We start from the raw sequence: 23,798 nt of genomic DNA, 5'->3' as shown, positions 1-23,798 counted from the left end.
CCGCTACGGCGCTATTTGGGAGCGCGCGTCCGGGCGGCTTTGCTCCACCGAGCTACACCACCTCCGGGGACACGACCCTCGGCCCCTAATTATGCCCTGCCTGAGGAGCTTTGAGTCTGTATTTCTGTTGGACGCGATTTCGCAATCTATGAATTGATGAATCAACGGAACTAGGCTGCTGCTTCTAAGTGATTTACTCACTCGCAGTTTCGCGTCTGATCGCGGAATGCGATCAAAAAACGCTTCTATATCGGTCTTTAAACACCAGGAATATCTGTGCCTCAGTTCTAGAGCTCTTTGTACAGCGTGTACCGTGCCCCGTCCTCTGATAAACCCAAACGAGAATTCGTTCTCGATAGGGAACTTCTCGGTGTTGACCAAGTAAGAAACGATGGCTTTTTGGACGACCCGATCGCGCACGGCCGGAATGCATATCAGTCGTTCCGTCGTGGAGTTCGGTTTTGGAATAAATACGGGACGCAGGCGACGAGGGCGGTAAGATCCGCTCCGAAGCTCAGACGACAACTCTGAGAGCTGTTCCTGTATTCGAGCTCCAAACCGCTCGGCGGTAACACCATCCACGCCGGGCCGACCGGGGTTGGAAGTAGCATCACGCGAAGCCTTCCAGGCGAACAACAGGTTCGATCTCGAAAGGATCTTCGCCGGCTTCGGGAAGATCGTCTGAACAGTTCTCCCAGGCGTAGGGTCGAGCAACGGGGTGCACCTAAGCCTGTTCGAACTGGCGCCTTCCGATGGTCACAGACCGATCTTCTGGCATCTGGAGCTTTGCGTCTGGCGCGCTCCCGCGCGTCGCGCTCGGCAACGTATGAATCGCCACCCGGACATCAACTCCTAGTCCGAAGGCGACGTTCGCGGCAAGCCCCGAAGCGAGAACAAACCACGAACACAGAGCGTTGGCGCCCCGTCCCCGGCCTCGCCGGCCTCCCTCATTAAGGTCCTTAGCCTGGCTCTGTCTCTTATGCACCGCAGGCATTGGCCCCTCCGTTGATTTGCGGCGCCTTCCGATGGTCACAGACCGATCTTCTGGCATCTGGAGCTTTGCGTCTGGCGCGCTCCCGCGCGTCGCGCTCGGCAACAAATCAGCGTCTTAGGAGGTCGTCGAACAAGAAACGGCTACCAACCCCGCGAAGCTAGGTGCGGTCCGCACGAAAAGCAACCTGGAGAGGCTACGGGAGCAGACTTATCCGGAACTTTGAGAAAGGGTCGGGAGGAACAGAACGGCATCAGTAGTTTCAGAACTGACGCGGGCCAAGAGTTTCAGAACAGGTGCACAGAACGAAACAGGGCGGTTGCCCAACCCGTTGATCTCCTGTATCGATCCACCGCGTTGGGGCCACGTGGCGGAGTGGTTACGCAGCGGTCTGCAAAACCGTTTACACCAGTTCAATTCTGGTCGTGGCCTCCACTCAATCAAAATCAAGCGGTTGGACTACCCACTGGGGCCGCGAACCGGCGCTAGATGGGCAGATCGTCGATGCCGCCGGGATAGCTGACCTGCGCGCGCGGCCAAGTCAGAATTGCCCCTCGTTCACCGGCCGAGACGCCCGTCCGATCCGAGCCGGACCTGCCGGCCAGCCGGGGCGCGTAGTCCCGGAACTGCACCACATTGGACTTTTCTGCTTCCTGCATGGCTCTCATCCTCGTTCCATGCTGCAATGCAAGAAGCGTACCTCCGGTTCCTAAACCCGCCGTTTACGGTTGCGCCAATCCGGCTTGCGGGCCTTTGGGCGGGGCGTGAGCTCCGGCTGCGCTTTTTCCACCTCCCGATACCGCGCCAGCATGCGCTCGAAGCTCGCGTCGAGGGCCGTGGCAATCTCCGGCCGCCGTTCCAGCGCGGCCATCAGCATCCCGGTAGCCTCGATGGTCGACAGCCCGTCGCGGCGCGGTTCGCGGCGCAGCCGGCCGTAGCGCGACGGCTGCCGCGGCCCGAGGATCACGCGCTGGCATTTCAGCATCCACGGATTGCGCCACCACAGCGCTTTGGCCTGGCTCCAGGTGCCGTCGAGCAGGATCACGCCCTCGATCGACTTGAGGATGGCGCGCTGGTTGTCGGCGACCTCACCCTTGCGGGTCACCGCGACCACCTCGCTCTCGGGATCGAGCTCGGCCGCCTTCGCCGAGCCGAGATAGAGAATGGCCCAGCGCGCGGGATCGGCGACCGGCCGTCCCAGTGCCTTGGCGAGGCTCGGCCAGGATAGCCCGACCTTGACCACCGCGTTCTTGAAATGCAGGGCGGCGAGCCGCGCGGTGCCGAGCGCGCGATCCTGCTCCTGCGGATGCTGCAGGATCAGGAGCCCCAGCCGGCTCTCCAGCGGTGTGACGCTGTCGCAGATGCACAGCGGCGGCGGTTTCTGGCAACGCGGGCAATCGGGCGGCGCCTCGGTGGCGAGCGGCGGATGGTCGTGTGGTTCTGGCATGCGGCGGCTATACGCGCAGCCGCGACCTGCGACAACGCCTCATTCGGCCGGGGGCGGCCTGCCGATACATCAGCCCGAAGCAACTGGTAGAGGTTTATTCTCTGCTTCAACCTCGGCAGCTTCCTCCTTGACTATTTCGCTCGAAAGCCCAACCTTTTGGGCGACAGTGTCAATGTCTTCTTCAGTTATCTTCCGACCGAATTCGCTATACTTGAGCCCACGTATCTCAATTCGGGCGAACATTTTCTGGCGGTCGATCATCAACGGATCTAACGGAACAAGCGCTGGTAGTAGTTTGTCCGCTTCCTCGGAAAATTTCTGAGCGTCCAGGCGCCCTCCCCATAGTCCGTCAACCGTAGAAACGGCATCCGCAATCCACGCTTCGCCCATAAATCGCCACTGGTCCGGCTTCTGTCCCTTGCCCTTGAAGTACTCGATCTGATGCTGATGCATGTTTCTGAGAATCGCCACGTCGCTTTGAAATGCATCGATCGTCGAAAATATCCTCTCATCGACAAGTTTTCTCAGGACGGCCCAATTTCTCGTAACGAAGAACTGCGCTCCAGCCGATAGCATGTCGTGTCGAGCTATAGTCATCACGTGAAACGCAGATCTCACCTTGTCTTGACGCGACGTCCTCTCTGTTGCTGACAAACCCCTTTCGCTATATTTCGTATTCCAGGTCATCCACTCGTCCTGCGCAGATTCATATCTGCAATATTGCGCCGGAATTGCCTTGGTCCACATCAATAAGGTGTCGAAACATTGCCAGTTTCGATTTCGTTCTTCTCGTTCATGCTCGGATAAGAAGCGAATCATGAGAGCCCCTCTTGAATGCCGTTCGTCAGGTAGAGCGGCAGTTGGCCATAGCTACTTACGCTTTGTTCGAGGCTTCAACTAACAACGCCGGATCTGAGCCGAAGCAACAGTCTATCACAGTCACGACTTCATGTAGGATCTTCATTGCATGGGTTGCATCGTGCATGACTGTCTCGCTCAATGATCCGAAACCTAATGAGACTAACACGACGCGCCGCAGGACACCGCCCCAACGCCTCATTCGGCCGGGGCCGCCAGCGGCTCCGGCGTAGAGCGGCGGCGCAGCCGGTCGATCAGCAGGTAGATCACCGGCGTGGTGTAGAGGGTTAGGATCTGCGATACCAGCAGCCCACCGATGATGGTGATGCCGAGCGGGCGGCGCAGCTCGGTACCCGGACCGGTCGCGATCACCAGCGGCAGGCCGGCGAACAGCGCGGCGAGGGTCGTCATCAGGATCGGGCGAAAGCGCACCCGGCAGGCCTCGAAGATCGCATCGGCCGAGGACATGCCGCGCTGGCGCTCGGCCTCGAGCGCGAAATCGACCAGCATGATGCCGTTCTTCTTGACGATGCCGATCAACAGGATGATGCCGACGAAGGCGATCACTGTCAGCGGTGTGTTGGTGACCTGCAAAGCGAGCAGCGCGCCGAGCCCGGCCGACGGCAGGGTCGAAATGATGGTCAGCGGATGCGCCAGGCTCTCATAGAGCACGCCGAGCACGATATACATCGCGGCCAGGGCGAACAGGATCAAGAGCGGCTGGCGGCCGCTGCTCTTGTTGAAGTCCCCGGCATTGCCGTCGAAGCTGCCGCGGATGCCCTCCGGCATGTGCAGCTCGTCGACGGCGCGCTGGATGTTGGCGGTCGCGGTCTGCAAGGGCACGTCCGGCAGCAGGTTGAACGACACGGTGGTCGAAGGGAACGATTGCGAGTGATACACCGCCAGCGGTGACAGGCCGCGCTCGGCCTTGACCAGCGCCGACAACGGCACCTGCGCGTCCCCTGCCCCGGCCACATAGATGCGGTCGAGATGGGAGGGATCGGTCTGGAATTTCGGGTCGATCTCCAGCACGACCATGTACTGGTTGCGCTGGCTGTAGACGATCGAGATCTGGCGTTGCGCGAAGGCGTTGTTGAGCGCGTTGTCGATATCCTGGACGCGGACGCCGAGGCTCGCCGCCTTTTGTCGGTCGATCCGCAGCGCGAGCTGCAGGCCACCGGGATCGCGGTCGCTGGAAATGTCGGTGATGCCGTCGACCGTCTCCAGGCGCTTGGCGACGATCGGCGCCCATTTCTGCAGAAGGTCGAGATCGGGGCTGCTCAACGTGTACTGGTAGTCGGAATCGCTCTGACGGCCGCCGGTGCGCACGTCCTGCGCGGCGAACATGAAGAGCCGAATGCCGGGGACCGTCGCGAGGCTCCGCCTGAGGCGGTTGATCACGAGCTCAGTGGAGACGCCCTCGCGCTCCGCCGGGGGCTTGAGATTGATGAACATGGTGCCGCGGTTGGACGTCGCGCCACCGGGCCCGCCGCCGCCCCCGATCGTCGAGCCGATCCCGGCCACGGCGGGATCGGCCATCACGATGTCGGCGAGCCGCTGCTGCAGGCCCAGCATGGACTGGAACGAAATGTCGGCCGAGGCGCGCGTCGCACCGATGACGAAGCCGGAATCGTCGGTCGGGAAATAGCCCTTGGGCACCTTGATGTAGAGCGTCACCGTGAGCGCGATGGTGGCGAAAAACACGATCAGGGTGAGAAACGGATAAACCAGCACGCCGCGCAGCGTCCAGGCATAGAAGCGGACCATGCCGGACAGCGCGCCTTCGACGATACGGTCGAACCAGGTGGCACGATCGGACAGCGTCTCCTTGATGTAATGCGCGCAGATCATCGGCGTCACCGTCAGCGACACCAACGTCGACACGACGATTGCGAAGGTCAGCGTCAGCGAGAACTCTCGCAGGAGACGGCCGACGACGCCGTCCATGAAGATCAACGGCACGAAAGCTGCAATCAAGGAAAGGCTGATCGACAACACGGTAAAGCCGATCTGGCGGGCGCCATCGAGCGCGGCGCGCATCGGCGACAGGCCATGCTCGAGATTGCGGTACATGTTCTCGATCATGACGATGGCGTCGTCGACGACGAAGCCGACGGAGATCGCGAGCGCCATCAGTGACAGATTGTCGATCGAGAAGCCTGCGAGCCACATCGCCGCGCAGGTACCGGCGAGCGCCAGCGGCACCGAGACGCCGGCCGCGACCGTCGGCACCAAGCGGCGAAGGAACAGGAATACGACGACCATCACCAGCACGGCGGTCGCGAGCAAGGTCCACTGCATGTCGTCGACCGAGGCGCGAATGGTCCCGGTGCGGTCGACCAGAGTGGAGATCTCGATGCCCGCCGGCAGCCATTGCTTGAGCTCCGGGATCAGCGCCTTCACACGGTCGACCGTCTCGATCACGTTGGCATCGCCCTGCTTGGCGATCTGGATCAGCACCGCTGGCTGCTTGTTGAACCAGGCGATCGAACGCACGTTGCGTACGGAATCCTCGACGTCGGCGACATCCGACAGCCGCACGAAGCTGCCATTGCTGCTCTTGATCAGGATGTCGCGGAATTCGGCCGCGCTGCGCATCTGCCGGTTGATGGCGATGGTCTCGCTCTGGCGGCCGCCCTCGAAGATGCCGACAGGCCCGATCGGATTGGCATTGATGATCGCCGTCCGGACATCGTCGGTCGAAATGCCGGCATTGGCGAGCGAGACCGGATTGAGCGCGATGCGCACGGCGGGTTGATCGGCGCCGCTGACAGTGACGTTACCGACGCCGGGCACCTGGAACAGCCGCTGCGCCAGCACGGTGTCGGCGACGTCGTACATAGCGCTCGTCGTCATCGTCTTCGAGGTCAGCGCCAGAACGAATACGGGAGCCGCGGCCGTGTTCGCCTTGCGGAACCGCGGCAGCGCCGGAAGGTCGCTCGGAAGGTCCGACAGCGAGGCATTGATGGCTGCCTGCACGTCGCGCGCGGCCTTGTCGATGTCGCGGCCGATCGAGAATTGGATCTGGATGTTGGTGGTGCCGAGCGAGCTCGTCGAGGTGATCTGGTTGACGCCCGCAATCTCGCCGAGTCGCCGCTCCAGCGGCGCCGCGACCGTCCCCGCCATGACGGACGGGTCCGCACCCGGGCGCGACGCGCTGACGAAGATCGCGGGGAAGTCGACGTTCGGCACCGGTGCGACGGGAAGGAAGATATAGGCGACGATCCCGACCAGGAACAGGCCGATCGAGAGCAGCGTGGTGCCGACCGGCCGGCGAATGAACGGCTCGGAGATCGAGGCCATCACTGGATGCCTTCGGTCGCACCTGCGATCGGCGGCGACGGCAGGTCCGGCGCCGGCGGCAGCGCGCGCTTGAAGCGACGATTGATGCGGTCGAGCGCGAGATAGATGACCGGCGTCGTGTACAACGTCAGCAATTGGCTGAGCAGCAGGCCGCCGATGATGGAGATGCCGAGCGGAAAGCGCAGCTCCGAGCCGGTGCCGCTCTCGATCGCCAGCGGGAGCGCGCCGAACAGAGCGGCCAGGGTCGTCATCATGATCGGGCGGAAGCGCAGGAGACACGCCTGCACGATGGCGTCGTAGGGGGTGCGGTTCTCGTGACGCTCCGCCTCGAGCGCGAAGTCGATCATCATGATCGCGTTCTTCTTGACGATGCCCATCAAGAGGATGATGCCGATCAGGCCGATGACCGAGAGATCCTGGCCGAACAGCATCAGGGCCAGGATGGCGCCGACGCCGGCCGACGGCAACGTCGACAGGATCGTGATCGGATGGATGTAGCTCTCATAGAGCACGCCGAGCACGATGTAGATCGTAATCACGGCCGCGAGCAGCAGCCAGGGTTGGCCGGCCAGCGACTTGGCGAACTCGGCGGCATCGCCCGAATAGACGCCGATGATGCTGCCGGGCATGCCGATGCGGTTCTCGGTCGCATGAAGCGCGTCGACCGCCTCGCTGAGCGCCGCGCCGGGCGCGAGGTTGAAGCTCAGCGACACCGCCGGAAACTGCGCCTGATGCGAGATCGCCAGCGGCGCCGTGGTGCGCTTGAGGCTTGCCACCGCCGAGAGCGGCACCTGGCCGCCGGCGCCGGGCAGATAGAGCTTCGACAGGACCGACGGGTCGCGCTGATACATCGGCAGCGCTTCCAGCACCACGCGGTACTGGTTGGCCTGGCCGTAGATCGTCGAGATCTGCCGCTGCGCGAAGGCGTCATTGAGCGTGTCGGTGACGCCCTGCAGGCTGACGCCGAGCTGGCCGGCGCGCTGGCGGTCGATGGTCAGCTCCGCGCGCAGGCCGCCCTCCTGGGCTTCGGAGGAGACGTCGCGGAATAGAGGGTCGCGGCGCATTTCTCCGACAAGCTGCCTCGCCCATTTCGACACCTCGGCGGCATCGGCACCGGTCAGCGTGTACTGGTACTGCGAGCGGCTCGCCTGGGTCGAGATCTGCACGTCCTGGACCGGCTGGAAGTACACGGTCATGCCGGGCACGCCCGAGGTTTTCTGCTTCAGCCGGTCGATCACCTCGGCGACGCCGTCCTGCCGCTCGCCGAGTGGCTTCAAGGTCATGACGAGACGGCCGACATTGGTGGTCGGGTTGACCGATCCGGCGCCGATCACCGAGACGACGCCGACGACGTCGGGGTCAGCCTGGATCGCGGCGGCGACGTCCGCCTGGCGCTTCTTCATTTCGGCGAACGACACGTCAGGGCCGGCTTCGGTCACCGCCGTGATCGAGCCGGTATCCTGCAGCGGCAGGAAGCCCTTGGGCGCGACGACGTAGAGCGCCAAGGTCGCCGCCAAGGTCGCGAAGGTCACGACGAGCGTCTCGGTCTGGCGGTCGAGCACCCAGAGCAGGCTGCGGTGATAGACCGCCACCGTGCGGTCGATGAAGCGGCTGATGGCGTTCAGCCCCGGCAGCACCCATTCCTCGCTGGCATGCTTCAACAGCCGCGAGCACATCATCGGCGTCAGGGTCAGCGAGACCACCGCCGACGTCACGACTGCGATCGTCAAGGTCAACGCGAACTCGCGGAACATGCGACCGACAAGCCCGGACATGAACAGCAGCGGAATGAACACCGCGATCAGCGACACGGTCAGCGAGATCACGGTGAAGCCGATCTCGCGCGCGCCGCGCAGCGAAGCGTTCATCGCGCTCTCGCCATTTTCCATGTGGCGCACGATGTTCTCGATCATCACAATGGCGTCGTCGACGACGAAGCCGGTGCCGATGGTGAGTGCCATCAGCGAGAGATTGTCGAGACTGAAACCGGCGAAGTACATCACGCCGAAGCTCGTGATCAGCGACAGCGGCAGCGCGACGCCGGCGATGATCGTGGCGCGCAGCGAGCGCAGAAACAGCAGCACAACCAGCGTCACCAGCACCACGCTGAGCACCAGCGTGAACTGCACGTCGTGCACCGAGGCGCGGATGGTCACGGTGCGATCGCTGACGATGGCGAGCTTCACGCCGGCGGGAAGCGTGCGCTGCAGCTTCGGGATCTCGGCACGAATCTGCTTGACGACCTCGATGACGTTGGCACCCGGCTGGCGCTGGATGTCGAGGATGACCGCAGGGACACCCTGGTACCAGCCGCCGGTCCGATCGTTCTCCAGACCATCGATAATCGTTGCGACATCGCCGATCGTGACCGGCGAGCCGTTGCGGTAGGCGATGATGATCGGCTTGTAGGCGTCGGCGGCTCCGATCTGGTCGTTGGCCGTGATCAGATAGGCCTGCTGGGCACCGTCGAGCGATCCCTTGGGACCGGAGACGTTGGCGCCTGCGATGGCGGCGCGCAGGTCCTCCATCGAGATGCCATAGGCGGCGAGCCGCGCCAGGTCGGCCTGCACGCGCACCGCGGGCTTGAGTCCGCCGAGCACCGAGACGCGGCCGACGCCGGAGACCTGGCTCAGCCGCTGCGCCAGGATCGTGTCGGCCATGTCGCTCATCGCGCGCAAAGAGATCGTGTCCGAGGTCAGCGCGAGCGTCATGACCGGTGCGTCGGCCGGATTGACCTTGGCGTAGGTCGGCGGATAGGGCAGCGACTTCGGCAAGACGCCGGCGGCGGCATTGATCGCCGCCTGGACGTCCTGCGTGGCGCCATCGATGTCGCGTCCGAGATCGAACTGCAGCGAGATCTGGCTGACGCCGAACGAGCTCGTCGAGTTCATCGCCGAGAGCGACGGGATCTGGCCAAGCTGGCGCTCCAGCGGCGCCGTGATCAGCGAGGCGATCACATCGGGGCTGGCGCCCGGCAGTTGCGTCGTCACCTGGACGGTCGGGAAGTCGACCTGCGGCAGCGCCGAGACCGGCAGCGCGAGATAGCCGAGCAGCCCGCCGATCAGCAGCGCGACGCCGAGCAGCGAGGTCGCGATAGGACGGCGGATAAAGGGTTCGGAGACGCTCATCGCGACTGCTCGTCACTCTTGCGGTCGCGTCATGGCTGCGCCTTCGCGCCGCGACCTGCTTCACTCCCTCCCTGGGGCGCTGCACCGGCATCGGTCTGGCCCGCGGCCTGAGGCCTGCGACGCGGCTCGCCGTCCTTCGCGCCGTCAGGCGGAGCTCCGCCCTCCTTGGCCTGGTCCTTGCCTTGATCCTTCGCTTGCGGATTGCGGCCGCGTTTGCGTGGCGCCAGATCGGCCTGCGGCGTCTGCTCGGCGCGCCCGACCACCACTTTGACGCCCTCGGCGAGGTTGGCAAAGCCTGTCGTCACCACACGGTCCGACGGGCTCAAGCCGCTCGCGATCACGGCCTCGCTCTCATTCTGCTGCACGACCGCCACCGGATGCGCAGAGACGATGTCGCCCTCGCCGATCACGTAGCTGAACGTACCTGCCGGCCCGCGCTGCACGGCCGACGTCGGCACCGTGATCGCCTGCGACAGGGTCTCGACCTTGAGGCGGACATTGACGAACTGTCCCGGCCAAAGCTGAAATCTGCCGTTGGGGAATTCTGCTTTCAGCTTCAGCGTGCCCGTCGTCTGATCGACCTGGTTGTCGATGCCCCGCAACGTGCCGGTGTCAATGACGGTGACGCCGTCATTGCCGAACACGTCGACGGCGAGCGGTCCCTTGGCGGCGGCCGCATTGACGCGCATGATCTGCTGCTGGGGCAGGCTGAACTGAACCGCAATCGGCTGCAGCTGCGTGATGACGACGAGGCCGGTCGCGTCAGAGGCATGAACGATGTTGCCCTGGTCGACCTGGCGCAGGCCGGCGCGGCCGGAGAGCGGCGCCACGATCTTGGTGTAGCTCAAGGTCGTCGCCGCATTGTCGATCGCGGCCTGATCCGCCTTGATCAGCGCCTGCTGCTGCGCCACCACCGCGCGCTGCGTATCGGCCTGCTGCTTGGAGCCGGCATTGCTGGCTGCGAGCTGCTCGTAGCGGGCGAGGTCGAGCTTCTGGTTGGCGAGTTGCGCCTCGTCCTGCGCCTTCTTGGCAACGGCCTGATCGTACTGCGCCTGATAGATCGCCGGATCGATCTCCGCGAGCACGTCGCCCTTCTTGACGTCCTGCCCTTCGACGAAATTGACCGCGATCAGCTTGCCGTCGACCTGCGAGCGCACCGTGACCGTGTTCAGCGCGCGCACCGCGCCGACGCCGTCGAGATAGACCGGCACGTCCTTGATGGCAGGCGAGGCAGCCAGGACCGGAACGGGAAGGTCGGGCCGCGCGAAGCGGTTATTGGCCTGCTGCTTCTGCTGCATCGCCGACCAGCCGATATAGCCGAGGCCGCCGAGGATCAGCAGCGTGATCGCGATCGACACCAGTCGCCGTGCCACGCTGGACCGCGCGCGCTTCACTGCCGCTGCTCCCTTCTCGTCCGGTTTAAAGAGCATCGGCCGACTTCTCCATGCGCGGCTCCCAGCCGCCGCCGAGCGCCTGGTAGAGGCTCACAAACGCCTGCAGGCGCGCCAGTTGCGCCTGCGATAGCGCGTCCTCGGCCTGGAACAGCGTCAATTGCGTATTCAAGACGGTCACGATGTCGGCAGTTCCCGCGCGCAACTGCTGCTCCGACAATTCGAACGCACGCCGCGAGGCGGCGACGACCTGGCGCTGCAATTGCAGTCGGATCGTGGTCTGCTTGATCGAGAACAGCGCATTGTCGACGTCGGTGAAGGCCTGGATCACGGTCTTGCGGTAGGTCTGCAGCAGTTCATCCTGCCGCGCCTTGGCGTTCTCGAAGTTGCCCAGAATCCGGCCGCCGTCGAAGATCGGCTGGGTCAGGCTGCCGGCGAGGCTGAAGAACGCCGCATGCGGCTGAAACAGCGACACCAGTGCCGCGCTCTGGTAGCCGCCGTTGCCCGTGAGCTGGATGCTCGGAAAGAACTGCGCCCGCGCGCTGCCGACATTGGCCGTTGCCGATGCCAATTGGGCCTCCTGCCGGCGGATGTCCGGACGCTGCGTCAGGATCTCCGACGGCAGACCAGGCGTGACCCGCGGAGTCCTGATCTGATCGAGCGAGCCGCCAATGACCCGAATGCCTTCGGGCGATCGCGCGACCAGCACGGCCAGGGCATTGACGTTCTGATCGAGCGTCTGGCGCAGCGGCGGCACCGCCGCCTTCTGATTGGCGAGCACGCTCTCCTGCTGCGCGACGTCGAGATCGTTGCCGGTGCCAGCCTTCTGCCGCTCGCGGATGGCATCGAGCACACGCGTGGCGCTGGCGATGTTGCGCTCAGCCGTCCGAATCCGATCCTGCGCGGCCAGCACCTGGAAATAGGCATTGGCGACGGTGGCAAGCGTCGTCAACTGCGTGACGTCGCGGTCGAAGCGGTTGGCTACCGCGGTTTCCTCGGCCGCCTGCAGCGCGTCGCGATTCTGGCCGAAGAAGTCGAGCTGGTAGCTCGCAGAGAGCGAGGCTTGGTAATTGACGACCTCGCGGCCGCCATTGGTGAGCCCGCTGGAGCTCGACCCGGACGTGCGCGAATAGGTCTCCTGCCCCGTGCTCGACAGGCTTGGCAGCAGCGCCGCGCCGGCCTGCCGCGCCAGCGCATCGGCCTGCCGGAACCTTGCCACAGCAGCGGCAATGTCGAGGTTGACGCTCTGCGCCTCCTCCATCAGCTGGGTCAGCTCGCGTGATCCGAAGCCGCGCCACCAATCCAGCGGCGGCGGCGCCGCCATATCGGAACCGGACGCCGCCTTGTAGCGCTGGGGCAAGTCGAGGGCCGGATCGGGAATATCCTGGGTCAGCAGGCAGCCGGCCGAGTTCGCCGCCAATCCGATCGCCGCCAGCCAGTGGACAAATCGCCGCAGGGTAGCCGGCACACGGCGCTCCCGCATCCCGGCGACGATCCGCGGGTCAGCGGACGCGCGGCAAGGCTCGTCGACGGCGATCGGCACGATGGACACTGGCGTGATGCTTCCCTGTAGTCTTGGGAATCATTCTAGCCGCAGCCCACGGCGGCGGACAGCCCTGCAGCTCCCCGTCGCCCCAGCAGCGATGGTGCCGATAAAGTCCACCGAATCGACGAATCTCCCGTAAATCAGCGGAGTTTCGTGCAGGCAGGGCCACGGGCCCCCGGCTGCCGCCTTACCAAGATTTCATCTGTCGAATGCCGTTTTGGCCGGGGTGTGACGCGGCGAGCGCGGCCGTGAAACCCTTTGGCGGGGACTCCGTAACTTGCACGTGAACTTCAGGGGGCATTCATGCGAGTTGCGGTGGTCGGAACGGGTATTGCGGGTAACGCCGCGGCCTGGTCCTTGGCGAAACGTTATCCGATCACCGTCTACGAGCGCGATCTCCGTCCGGGCGGCCACAGCCATACCGTGACGATCGACTATGACGGCGCTCCGGTCTCGGTCGACATCGGCTTCATCGTCTACAACGAGCTGAACTATCCTGAGCTCACCGCCTTGTTCGACCATCTGGGGGTCGAGACGGTCGACAGCAGCATGAGCTTTGCCGTCACCGCGGATGCCGGCCGCTTCGAATGGAAAGGTGGCGGAAACACCTGGCTCGACACCGCCAAGGGGCTGTTCGCGCAGCCGAGCAACCTGCTGTCGACATCCTATCTCTGGATGCTCAGGGACATCCTGACCTTCAACGAGCAGAGTACAGCCGACTTCAAGGCCGGCCGCCTGCATGGCCTTACGCTCGGGGATTATTTCCGGCGCAACCATTTCGCTCCGCGACTGCTCACCGACTATCTGGCGCCGATGGGGGCCGCGATCTGGTCAGCCCCGGCGTCCGAGATGCTGGACTTTCCGGCCGAGAACTTCGTTGCGTTCTTCAGCAACCACAGGTTGCTGCAATATGACCGTCCGGTCTGGCGCACCGTCAAGGGCGGCAGCCGGCGCTATGTGGAGAAACTGACGTCGAGCTTCCGCAACCAGATCAGGCTCGGCAGCGCCGTGACCAGCATCGAACGCACCGCCCACGGCGTCGTCGTTCAAGACAGCAGCGGGCGTCGGGACACCTACGATCATGTGGTGATTGCCGCACACAGCGACCAGGCCTTGTCGATGCTCACCGACGCGGACGAGCGGGAGCGCGGCATCCTCGGTGCGATCAAATATTCGCCCAACACGATCTATCTGCACCGTGACAGCAGGCTGATGCCGAAGCGCCGCCGCGCCTGGGCCTCGTGGAATTTCCTGCGCTGGCAGCGTGAGGGCGTTCCCATGAACGACGTCGCCGTCACCTATTGGATGAACAACCTGCAGGACATCGACGACGCCAAGCCGCTGTTCGTCAGCCTCAACCCACCCTTCGCTCCGGCCCCGGAGCTGACCTTTGGCAAATATATCTGTGAGCACCCACAATATACAGCTGCGGCCTTTGCGGCGCAGAAGCGCCTGGCAGCGATTCAGGGGCAGCGCCATACTTGGTTCTGCGGGGCCTGGACCGGCTACGGCTTCCATGAGGACGGGCTGCGCTCGGGTCTCGCCGTGGCGGAGGCGCTCGGCGCGAGCGTGCCATGGCGCGGGTTTCCCACCGAGCTCGCCGAGGCTGCAGAATAGGCGCGATATGGACATGGATCACTCGGGACAGGATGACCGAACGGAAGCGGCCGCGCTCTATGTCGGAGAGGTCATGCATGCCCGCATGCGGCCGACCACGCATCGCTTCCGGTATCGCGTGATGAGCCTGCTGATCGATCTCGGCCGGCTCGACCAGGCGGACCGGCAGGCCTCGCTGTTCGGGGTCAATCGGCGCGCGCTCTACAGCTTCCACGAGGCCGACCACGGTCCGCGCGACGGCTCGTCGCTGCTGGCCTATGCGCAGACCTGTGCGGCGGATCAGGGGATCGATCTCGGCGGCGGCCGCGTGCTGCTGCTGTGCTATCCGCGGCTGCTCGGCTACGTGTTCAATCCGCTGTCGGTCTATTTCTGCTATCGCAGCGACAGCACCCTGGCGCTGATGATCTACGAGGTCCGCAACACCTACGGCGAGATCAAGCCCTATGTGCTGCCGGTCAGATCCAATGAGCTGTCCGCGGCAGGGCTGCGCCAGACGCAGGACAAGACCTTCTACGTCTCGCCGTTCATCGACATGGCGATGCGCTACCATTTCCGGGTCGTGCCGCCGGGCGACAAGGTCAAGTTGCGGATTCTGGAAACTGGCCCCGACGGGCCCCTGCTCGCTGCAACCTTCTCTGGCCGCCGTCGCGGGCTGACGTCTGGCTCCCTGCTCGCAGCCTTCGTCTCACTCCCGCTGGTGACTGTCAAAATCTTCGCCGCGATCCATTGGGAGGCACTGCGGCTGTGGGCCAAAGGCGTCCGCCTCGTCCCGCGTGGCGAAATCAGTGCAAGCCCTGGAACCAATACCGGCTTGGCGGGGAACGGCAGCCACGCTTATATGTCACGACGCTGACCGGAAACGGCCGGCTCGCTCTGCGTCCGTGATCCCTGCCCGCACAGGTGCCGCACCGGCCAGCCGACGGGGACGTGGGCTGGAGCCGTTTGCGTGAGTGGACCTGCCATGCCGGACGTCATCCCAGTCACCCCTGATACCATCGACAAGGTGCTTGCCGATCTTCCCCGCCTGCCCCGCCTTGCCCTCGGCTTCGGCTCGCGGTTGCGAAAAGGCACGCTCGACGTCACCCTGCCGGACGGACGGGTGATCCGGCTCGGCGGCGTTGAGCCCGGGCCGGCCGCCGCAATGATCCTGGCCAATTACGGCTTCGCATCGCGTCTTCTCAATGGCGGCGACATCGGCATCGCCGAGGCCTATCTGAACGGCGACTGGGATACGCCGGACCTGACGCAGTTTCTCTATCTGTTCTGCGTCAACCAGCACCTGCTGCAGTCGATGCTGGAAGACAAGCCGCTGATCCGGTTTGCCCAGCTGGTCCGGCACTGGTTCAACCGCAACACCAAGCGTCAGGCGAAGCGCAACATCTATGCCCATTACGACATCGGGAATTCGTTCTACTCGGCATGGCTGGATCCGAGCATGACCTATTCCTCGGCCTTGTTCGAGGAGCACACCACCGACCTCACTGCCGCGCAGACCAACAAGTACAAGCGGCTGGCCGAGGCGATCGATCTCAAGCCCGGGCAGAAGCTGCTCGAGATCGGCTGCGGCTGGGGCGGCTTTGCCGAATATGCCGCCAAGACGTTCGGCGCCAAGGTCGTTGGGTTGACGATCAGTCAACAGCAGCGCGACTTCGCGCAGCGCCGCATCCAGGAGGCCGGGCTCGCCGAGAAGGTCGAAATCCGCCTGCAGGATTACCGGGACGAGCGTGACCACTACGATCGCATCGCCTCGATCGAGATGATCGAGGCGGTCGGCGAACAGTTCTGGCCGAAATATTTCTCGCAACTGCGAGACCGCCTGCTGCCGGGCGGACTGGCCGGTGTCCAGGCAATCACCATCCAGGACAGCCTGTTCCAGCACTACCGCCGCGAGGTCGACTTCATCCAGCGCTACGTCTTTCCCGGCGGCATGTTGCCGACACCGCAGATTCTGAAGTCGCTCGGCGACCGCTTTGGCATACCCGTCATCCGCGAGCGGATCTTCGGGGAAGATTATGCCAGGACGCTTGCGATCTGGCGAAATAACTTCCGAGAGGCTTGGCCGGACCTCACGCCCGCCGGATTCGACGAGCGCTTCAGGCGGCTCTGGGAATATTATCTGTCCTACTGCGAAGCGGGTTTCCTCTCCGGGAATATCGATGTTCGCCAGGTCGTCTTTGCGAAATCGGGGGGCTGATCCAGCCGGCTTACGCTCCCCTGGATATCAGGCTAGGGTCCTCTTAAGTGTGCTCGAGGAAACTCCTACGGTATCTGCAAAATGACCATTCATAACGACGTCGTCGCGGCGATCGGCAACACACCGCTGATCAAGCTCAAGCGCGCCTCGGAGGCGACGGGCTGCACCATTCTCGGCAAGGCCGAGTTCATGAACCCGGGCCAGTCGGTCAAGGACCGCGCCGGCAAGTGGATGATCCTGGAGGCCGAGAGGCGTGGCGATCTCAAGCCCGGCGGCCTCGTGGTGGAGGCCACTGCCGGCAACACCGGCATCGGTCTGGCCGTGGTCGCCAGCGCGCGTGGCTATCGCACACTGATCGTGATTCCGGAGACGCAGAGCCAGGAAAAGAAGGACATGCTGCGGCTGTGCGGCGCGGAGCTGGTCGAGGTGCCGGCGTTGCCGTTCAGCAATCCCAACAACTATCAGCATGTCGGCCGCAGGCTCGCCGACGAACTGCGCAAGACCGAGCCCAACGGCGTGCTGTTCGCCGACCAGTGGAACAACCTCGACAACGCCAAGGCGCATTATGAGTCCACGGGACCCGAGATCTGGGAGCAGACCGACGGCAAGGTCGACGGCTTCATCTGCGCGGTCGGCACCGGCGGCACGATCGCCGGCACGAGCCGCTATTTGAAGGACAGGAACAAGGACATTGTCACCGCCTGTGCCGACCCGCACGGCTTCGCGATGTACGAATGGTTCAAGAACGGGGTCGTCAAATCGACGCCCGGCGATTCCATCACCGAAGGCATCGGCATCGGTCGTGTGACGCCCGTGATCGAGACCGCCAAGGTCGACGACGCGTTCCTGGTGTCCGACGAGGACGCCGTCAACACCATCTACGACCTCGTGCAGCATGAAGGCCTGTGCCTGGGCGGCTCGACCGGCGTCAACGTCGCTGGCGCGGTGCAACTCGCCAGGAAGCTCGGCCCCGGCCACACCATCGTGACCATCCTGTGCGACTCCGGTGCGCGCTATCAGTCGAAGCTGTACAATCCGGAGTTCATGCGTTCGAAGAACCTGCCGGTGCCGGCCTGGCTGGAGCGGCGCAGCGGGATCAAGCCGCCTTTCGTTTGAGGGCGAGTAGCGAGTAGCGAGTAGAATTTCTCGCCCTATTCGCAAGTCCCGATTCGCTTCCTCATCAATGCCGCAGAATCTGGCTCAGGAACAGCTTGCTGCGCGCATGCTGCGGGTTGGCGAAGAATTCCTGCGGCGTGTTCGATTCGATGATCTGGCCGGCGTCCATGAACACGACGCGGTTGGCGACCTCGCGTGCAAAACCCATCTCGTGGGTCACGACCAGCATGGTCATGCCCTCCTTGGCGAGATCGACCATGGTGTCGAGCACCTCCTTGACCATCTCGGGATCGAGCGCCGAGGTCGGCTCGTCGAACAGCATGACCTTCGGGTTCATCGCCAGCGCGCGCGCGATGGCAACGCGCTGCTGCTGACCGCCCGACATCTGGCCCGGATATTTCTGCGCCTGATGCGGGATCTTGACCCGCTCCAGGAACTTCATCGCAGTCGCCTCGGCTTCCTTCTGCGGGATGTTGCGCACCCAGATCGGAGCCAAGGTGCAGTTCTCCAGCACGGTCAGATGCGGAAACAGGTTGAAGCTCTGGAACACCATGCCGACCTCACGGCGGACTTCGTCCACCCGCTTGAGATTCGGACCCAGATCGATGCCGTCGACATTGATCTCGCCCTCCTGGAATTCCTCCAGCGCGTTGATGCAGCGGATCAGGGTCGACTTGCCCGAGCCCGAGGGCCCGCAGATCACGATGCGCTCACCCTTTCCGACGGAGAGGTTGATGTCGCGCAGGACGTGGAATTCGCCGTACCATTTGTTGAGGGCGGAAATGCTGACGATCGAATTTGCAGTCATGGATCTCTCGACGATCTCTGGGTCAATGGCGCCGGTGCGCGTTGAGGCGGCGCTCGACCAGCATGGAGTAGCGTGACATGCCGAAACAGAAGGCGAAGTAGATCATTCCTGTGAAGGCAAAGCCGGTGAAAGCCGTGGTCGGTGTCGCCCAGACCGGATCGGCCAACGAAGCCTTGAGGCTGCCGAGCAAGTCGAACAGCGCCACGATCGAGACCAGCGAGGTATCCTTGAACAGCGAGATGAAGCTGTTGACGATACCGGGGATGACGTGGCGCAGCGCCTGCGGCAGCACGATGAAGCTCGTCGTCTTCCACCAGGACAGGCCGAGCGCGCTCGACGCCTCCGCCTGGCCGCGCGGAATGGCCTGCAGGCCGCCGCGGATCACCTCGGCCATGTAGGCGCCGGAGAACAGCGCAACGCCGATCAGCGCCCGTACCAGGCCGTCGACCCTGACATTGCCAGGCAGGAACAGCGGCAGCATGTAGGTGGCGAAGAACAGCACGGTGATCAGCGGCACGCCGCGCACCAGCTCGATGAAGGCGATCGAAAAGACGCGGATCAGTGGAATGGTCGAGCGGCGGCCGAGTGCAAGCGCAATGCCGATCGGCATCGACGCGACGATGCCGATCACCGAGACGACCAGCGTCACCAGCATGCCGCCCCACAGCCTTGTGTCGACGATGGGAAGGCCGCCGCGATCGAGGCCCATGATCGCAATGACGATGGCGATGCCGGCGAAGGTCGCGGCCGTGGCGATGACGCTGCGCAGCGCCCTGCTCCCGCCGCCGATGATGAACACCAGCGCGGTGACAATGATCGCGGAGAGCGCGAGATCATTCCACACGGGCTGGTGAGATTGCTGCAGTTCATTGCGGATCCAGACCAGCGGCCAGATCACGAGCGATGCGAGCGTTCCGATCAGCACGACCAGCTTGCCGAGCAGCCACAGCAGCATGCCGACCACCGGCACGTTATCGCCGGCGCGCACCAGCGCGTTGCCGGCCGTATCGATGCTCTCGACGAACAGCTGGAGGGTGCCTGTGGCCCAGCTCACGCCGAAGCCCTCCAGCCCACCGCCATAGAGCAGGAAGAACGCGACCATCGGCAGCGCGAAGAAGAACAGACCCGCATTAAGGCCTTTGGCCGGCAGGCGCGGAATCAGCAGCGGCACGAGCAGCACCACCGCCAGCACATAGGTCAGATTGACGCGCCAGCGGTCGGCCTCCGGGTAGAAGCCGTACATGAACTGGCTGAACTTCGCCGAAATGTAGGGCCAACAGGCGCCGACCGGATGGCCGGCGTTCTGCGCCAGGCATGCATCGCGGTCCTTGCCGACCCACACCGCGTCGACCAGCAGGAACTTGACCGCCGGAATCACGGTGAACCAGATCAACAGTGCGCTCACCAGGGTGAGCAGGATATTGGTCGGCGAGTTCAACAGCCTCGTGCGGACGAAGCCGACGAAACCGGTCGTCTTGATGGGCGCCGGGCGTTCTCCAGCCATGTCCTGACGGATGAAGGTTGAGGCCGTGATGTCGGTCATGCGCCAAGTCTCTTCCCAAGCCGCCAGCTATAGAAGCTCATCATCGCGCTCGTAATCAGCGACAGCGCCAGATAGACGCCCATCGTGATTCCGATGATCTCGATGGCCTGCCCCGTCTGGCTCATCGTCGTGCCCGCGAACACCGACACGAGATCGGGATAACCGATAGCGACCGCGAGCGAGGAATTCTTGGTCAGGTTCAAATACTGGTTCGTCAGCGGCGGCAGGATGACGCGGAGCGCCTGTGGCACGACGATCAGGCGCAGCACGGTGCCGCGGCTCAGTCCAAGCGAGAGCCCCGCTTCCATCTGTCCCTTGTGGACCGAGAGGATTCCCGCCCGTACCACCTCGGCGATGAACGACGCCGTGTACATGGTGAGCGCCAGGGTCAGCGCAACGAGCTCTGGAATGATGCGGGAGCCGCCGGCGAAGTTGAATCCCTTGAGCGCCGGCACCTCGAACGAAATCGGCACGCCGAACACGAGCATTGCAATTAGCGGCAGGCCGATCAGCAGCCCCAGCAGGTAGGGCCAAATCCGGATCACATGGCCGCGCAGGAACAGCTCACGCCGCGCGTAATAGTGCAGACCGATCGAGACCACGATCGCCACACCGAGCACGATCGCGAACGGCGTGAAGCCGGGCTCCTCGATCGGGCGCGGAACGATGAAGCCGCGGTTGTTGAGAAAGAAGGTCGAGAAAAGAGAGATGCTCTGCCGCGGTCCGGGCAGAGCCGCCAACACCGCGAGATACCAGAACAGGATCTGGAACAGGAGCGGCAGGTTCCGGATCAGCTCGACATAGGCGCCGGAGACCCGCGAGAGCAATACGTTGGGTGACAAGCGGCCAAGCGCAACCAGAAAGCCAAGGATGGTCGCCAGCACGATACCGATGACGGAGACCAGCAGCGTGTTTAGCACGCCGACGATCAGCACGCGGCTGTAGCTGTCGGAGCCGGAGTAGCTGATCAGGGTCTGGTTGACGTCGAAGCCGGCCGTATTGTTGAGGAAGCCGAAGCCCGACGTGATCCGCTGGGTGGCGAGGTTGCTGCGTGCGTTGGCCACGATCTCGTAGCCAACCCACACCAGCACTGCGACGAACAGGATCTGGAGGATGATGCCGTTCCATCCTGCCTTGCCACCCAGCATGCGCTTCAGCCGAAGCCCATATTGCGTAGGCGGTAACCTTGCTTCGATGCTCATTCGCCGCAGCCCCGCTATCGTGCAGTGATCAGCGGATCGGCGGCGCGTATTGCAGGCCGCCCTTGTTCCAGAGCTGGTTCAGACCGCGCGCGATCTGCAGCTTGGAGCCGGCGCCGACGTTGCGATCATACATCTCGCCGTAGTTTCCGACCGCTTTCACGATCCGGTAGAACCAGTCCTTGGTGAGGCCGAGCTGCTCGCCGAGATTGCCGTCGGTGCCGAAGGCGCGCTTGAACTCCGGCTTGTCCGACTTGGCCATTTCATCGACGTTCGCCTGCGTCACGCCGAGCTCCTCGGCCGTCACCAGCCCGAACAAGGTCCACTTGACGATGTCGAACCACTGGTCGTCGCCATGGCGGACCATCGGGCCCAACGGCTCCTTCGAGATCACTTCCGGCAGCACCACGTGATCGGCCGGATTGGCGAGCTTCAGCCGCTCGGCGTAGAGGCCGGAAACGTCGGTCGTGAAGACGTCGCAACGGCCAGATTCGTACGCCTTGATGGTCTCGTCTTGGCCGGCGAATGCGATCACCTCGTACTTCATCTTGTTGGCCTTGAAGTAGTCGGCGAGGTTCTGCTCAGTCGTCGTGCCGGTCTGCACGCAGATCGAGGCGCTGTTGAGCTCGAGCGCCGAATTGACCTTCAGGGCCTTCTTCACCATGAAGCCCTGGCCGTCGTAATAGGTCACGCCGGCGAAATTGGCGCCCAGCGAGGTGTCACGCGACAGGGTCCAGGTGGTGTTGCGCGACAGCACGTCGATCTCGCCCGACTGCAGTGCAGTAAAGCGATCCTTGGCGGACAGTGGAACGAACTTGACCTTGGTCGGATCGTTGAAGATCGCGGCGGCAATGGCGCGGCAAACGTCGACGTCGAGCCCGGTCCAGTTGCCCTTGTCGTCGGGCGCCGAGAAGCCAGGAAGGCCCTGGCTGACGCCGCAGGCGAGCATGCCGCGATCCTTGACGGTCTTGAGCGTTTCGGCCTGGGCGCCGACGCTCGCCAGCACCGGGGCGAGAGCAAGAGTAAGAGCCAGAGTGACGCGTTTCATAAATACAGCCTTTCGCGGGTCGTCCTTGGGGAGCGATGAATCTCAGCGCGTAGGAGGGGCCGACCTGAATCCGCCTCTGCAAACGCCATACCAAGAATATGGCGCGCGCCATGCACGACGGAGCCGTGCATGCGAGATGAAGCGGAAATCGCGGCAAGCCCCTCAACGTGCAGCGATCGAATTGCGCCGGCATCACAGAACGACTGGCGGTCCGGGTCAAGGGGTTGACGGGCCTGTTCTGCATTCTGTTATTAACGACCGCAGTGCGGCCTGATTTCCAGCTATCCCGGCAGGTTCAAAGAGAAAAGACACGCGAATGGCATCATCGAACGACCCCGCTGCGGCGGTGCGACAAAACGTCGAGACACGGCTGGTCACGGCGGGGCGGGACACGAAAGCGCAGCACGGATTCGTGAATCCTCCTGTCGTTCATGGTTCAACGGTCCTGTATCCAACGGCTGAAGATCTGCATGCACACCGCGGCGAATTCCAGTACGGCCGCCACGGCACCCCGACCACGAAGGCGCTGCAGCAAGTGCTGATGGCGCTCGAGGGGCCGCAATGCGCCGGCGTCGGCATCGCGCCGTCAGGCCTCGGCGCCATCTCGACCACCCTGCTGTCGGTGCTCAAGGCCGGCGACCACGTTCTGGTGTGCGATAGCATCTATCGTCCAACCCGCAATTTCTGCAACGGCATGCTGGCACGCTATGGCGTCGAGACGACCTATTTCGACCCCTTGATCGGCGCAGGAATTGAGCAACTGCTCAAACCGAATACACGCGCGGTGGTTGTCGAGGCGCCGGGCTCGCAGTCCTTCGAAATGCCGGACATCCCCGTCATTGCCGCGGTTGCGCATGCGCACGGCGCGCTGGTCATCGACGACAACACCTGGGCGACGCCGCTCTACCATCGCTCCCTCGATCAGGGCGTCGACATCAGCATGCAGGCGGCCACCAAATATATCGGCGGCCACTCCGACATCATGTTCGGGACGATTTCGGCCAATGCGAAGGCGTGGCCGCTGATCTCCGAGGGCATCCGCCTGCTCGGCGTCTGCGCCGGACCGGACGACGTGTTCCTGGCCTTGCGCGGCGTACGGACGCTTGGCGTGCGCCTGGCGCAGCATCACCGGTCAGGCCTGGAGATGGCGCGCTGGCTCGCCGCGCGTCCTGAGGTGATCGAGGTGCTGCATCCCGCGCTGGAGAGCCATCCGGGGCACGCGATCTGGAAGCGCGATTTCACCGGCGCCTCCGGCCTGTTCAGCATCGTGCTGCAACCAAAGGCGCAGGCCGCCGTCGACGCCATGCTCGACACGCTCACGCTGTTCGGCATGGGCTATTCCTGGGGCGGCTTCGAGAGCCTGGCGATCCCGTTCGACTGCGCAAGCTACCGTACGGCGACCACATGGGCACCCGGCGGTCCGACATTGCGGCTGCACATCGGTCTCGAGAATACCGAGGATCTCAAGGCCGATCTCGATCGCGGCTTTGCCGCGTTCAACGCCGCTTGACCACGCCTGCAGGGGCGGAGCGCCGCGCGATCGGGCAACCGGGGCCGCCAAATTGGCGTTGATCCCCGGCCGATTGGGCGTAGCCTTGGTCTGAAGACA

The 23,798-nt window shown here is 63.9% G+C and carries 17 protein-coding genes and 1 tRNA gene; 6 read left to right on the top strand and 12 right to left on the bottom strand.

Annotation, left to right across the window (positions count from 1 at the left end; all coding sequences use genetic code 11):
* Window positions 1-3: 3 nt before the first annotated feature.
* Window positions 4-582: a reverse transcriptase domain-containing protein gene (locus tag QX041_RS34385; protein ID WP_410051866.1), complete on the bottom strand. Its 579-nt coding sequence runs from the start codon at window positions 580-582 to the stop codon at window positions 4-6.
* A gap of 770 nt (window positions 583-1,352) precedes the next feature.
* Between QX041_RS34385 and QX041_RS12065 the strand changes: the two genes are divergently transcribed.
* Window positions 1,353-1,426 (top strand) — tRNA-Cys (locus tag QX041_RS12065).
* A gap of 50 nt (window positions 1,427-1,476) precedes the next feature.
* On the opposite strand, the gene QX041_RS12060 is transcribed toward QX041_RS12065, so the two are convergent.
* The 7 genes from QX041_RS12060 to QX041_RS12030 form a co-directional block, all read right to left on the bottom strand.
* Window positions 1,477-1,650: a hypothetical protein gene (locus QX041_RS12060; RefSeq protein WP_315797447.1), complete on the bottom strand. Its 174-nt coding sequence runs from the start codon at window positions 1,648-1,650 to the stop codon at window positions 1,477-1,479.
* Between the two features lie 50 nt (window positions 1,651-1,700).
* Window positions 1,701-2,438: a tRNA-uridine aminocarboxypropyltransferase gene (locus QX041_RS12055; RefSeq protein WP_316165432.1), complete on the bottom strand. Its 738-nt coding sequence runs from the start codon at window positions 2,436-2,438 to the stop codon at window positions 1,701-1,703.
* A gap of 69 nt (window positions 2,439-2,507) precedes the next feature.
* Window positions 2,508-3,257 (bottom strand): hypothetical protein, encoded by a 750-nt coding sequence (locus QX041_RS12050; protein ID WP_316165431.1) that lies wholly within the window; start codon window positions 3,255-3,257, stop codon window positions 2,508-2,510.
* Between the two features lie 237 nt (window positions 3,258-3,494).
* Window positions 3,495-6,599, bottom strand: a complete 3,105-nt coding sequence (locus tag QX041_RS12045) for an efflux RND transporter permease subunit (protein ID WP_316165430.1) — start codon at window positions 6,597-6,599, stop codon at window positions 3,495-3,497.
* Window positions 6,599-9,727: an efflux RND transporter permease subunit gene (locus tag QX041_RS12040; protein WP_316165429.1), complete on the bottom strand. Its 3,129-nt coding sequence runs from the start codon at window positions 9,725-9,727 to the stop codon at window positions 6,599-6,601. The genes QX041_RS12045 and QX041_RS12040 overlap by 1 nt, the downstream gene beginning before the upstream one ends.
* Before the next feature lie 29 nt (window positions 9,728-9,756).
* Complete coding sequence (locus tag QX041_RS12035; RefSeq protein WP_315711857.1) at window positions 9,757-11,157, bottom strand: efflux RND transporter periplasmic adaptor subunit; 1,401 nt, start codon at window positions 11,155-11,157, stop codon at window positions 9,757-9,759.
* Window positions 11,147-12,601 carry an efflux transporter outer membrane subunit gene (locus tag QX041_RS12030; RefSeq protein WP_315712618.1) on the bottom strand — a complete coding sequence of 485 codons (1,455 nt, stop codon included), beginning with the start codon at window positions 12,599-12,601 and terminating at the stop codon, window positions 11,147-11,149. Before QX041_RS12030 ends, QX041_RS12035 begins: the two co-directional genes overlap by 11 nt.
* Before the next feature lie 366 nt (window positions 12,602-12,967).
* Here QX041_RS12030 and QX041_RS12025 point away from each other — a divergent pair, with 366 nt between their 5' ends.
* The 4 genes from QX041_RS12025 (at window position 12,968) to QX041_RS12010 (ending at window position 17,591) form a co-directional block, all read left to right on the top strand.
* On the top strand, window positions 12,968-14,281 hold the full coding sequence (locus QX041_RS12025; protein WP_315711856.1) for an NAD(P)/FAD-dependent oxidoreductase: 1,314 nt from the start codon (window positions 12,968-12,970) through the stop codon (window positions 14,279-14,281).
* Window positions 14,282-14,288: 7 nt separating this feature from the next.
* On the top strand, window positions 14,289-15,134 hold the full coding sequence (locus QX041_RS12020; RefSeq protein ID WP_315711854.1) for a DUF1365 domain-containing protein: 846 nt from the start codon (window positions 14,289-14,291) through the stop codon (window positions 15,132-15,134).
* Window positions 15,135-15,242: 108 nt separating this feature from the next.
* A complete protein-coding gene (locus tag QX041_RS12015) occupies window positions 15,243-16,475 on the top strand; it encodes a cyclopropane-fatty-acyl-phospholipid synthase family protein (RefSeq protein ID WP_315712616.1) in 1,233 nt (410 codons plus the stop codon).
* A gap of 81 nt (window positions 16,476-16,556) precedes the next feature.
* On the top strand, window positions 16,557-17,591 hold the full coding sequence (locus QX041_RS12010; protein WP_315711852.1) for a cysteine synthase A: 1,035 nt from the start codon (window positions 16,557-16,559) through the stop codon (window positions 17,589-17,591).
* 64 nt (window positions 17,592-17,655) lie between these two features.
* On the opposite strand, the gene QX041_RS12005 is transcribed toward QX041_RS12010, so the two are convergent.
* From QX041_RS12005 to QX041_RS11990, 4 genes are read right to left on the bottom strand one after another with little or no spacing between them, the layout of a single operon-like run.
* Window positions 17,656-18,399, bottom strand: a complete 744-nt coding sequence (locus QX041_RS12005; protein WP_315711850.1) for an amino acid ABC transporter ATP-binding protein — start codon at window positions 18,397-18,399, stop codon at window positions 17,656-17,658.
* Window positions 18,400-18,421: 22 nt separating this feature from the next.
* A complete protein-coding gene (locus QX041_RS12000; RefSeq protein WP_315711848.1) occupies window positions 18,422-19,942 on the bottom strand; it encodes an amino acid ABC transporter permease in 1,521 nt (506 codons plus the stop codon).
* Entirely contained in the window at window positions 19,939-21,144 is a 1,206-nt protein-coding gene (locus QX041_RS11995; RefSeq protein ID WP_315711847.1) for an amino acid ABC transporter permease, read from the bottom strand. The genes QX041_RS12000 and QX041_RS11995 overlap by 4 nt, the downstream gene beginning before the upstream one ends.
* A gap of 28 nt (window positions 21,145-21,172) precedes the next feature.
* On the bottom strand, window positions 21,173-22,189 hold the full coding sequence (locus QX041_RS11990) for an amino acid ABC transporter substrate-binding protein (RefSeq protein ID WP_315711846.1): 1,017 nt from the start codon (window positions 22,187-22,189) through the stop codon (window positions 21,173-21,175).
* A gap of 316 nt (window positions 22,190-22,505) precedes the next feature.
* On the opposite strand from QX041_RS11990, the gene metC reads away from it, so the two are divergent.
* Window positions 22,506-23,699: a cystathionine beta-lyase gene (metC, locus tag QX041_RS11985; protein WP_315711845.1), complete on the top strand. Its 1,194-nt coding sequence runs from the start codon at window positions 22,506-22,508 to the stop codon at window positions 23,697-23,699.
* Window positions 23,700-23,798: the final 99 nt, after the last annotated feature.

The organism is Bradyrhizobium sp. SZCCHNRI2009, from assembly GCF_032485115.1.
Classification (GTDB): Bacteria; Pseudomonadota; Alphaproteobacteria; order Rhizobiales; family Xanthobacteraceae; genus Bradyrhizobium.
The sequence above is the reverse complement of the archived record's forward strand: the minus strand, read 5'-3'. Positions and strand labels throughout refer to the sequence as shown.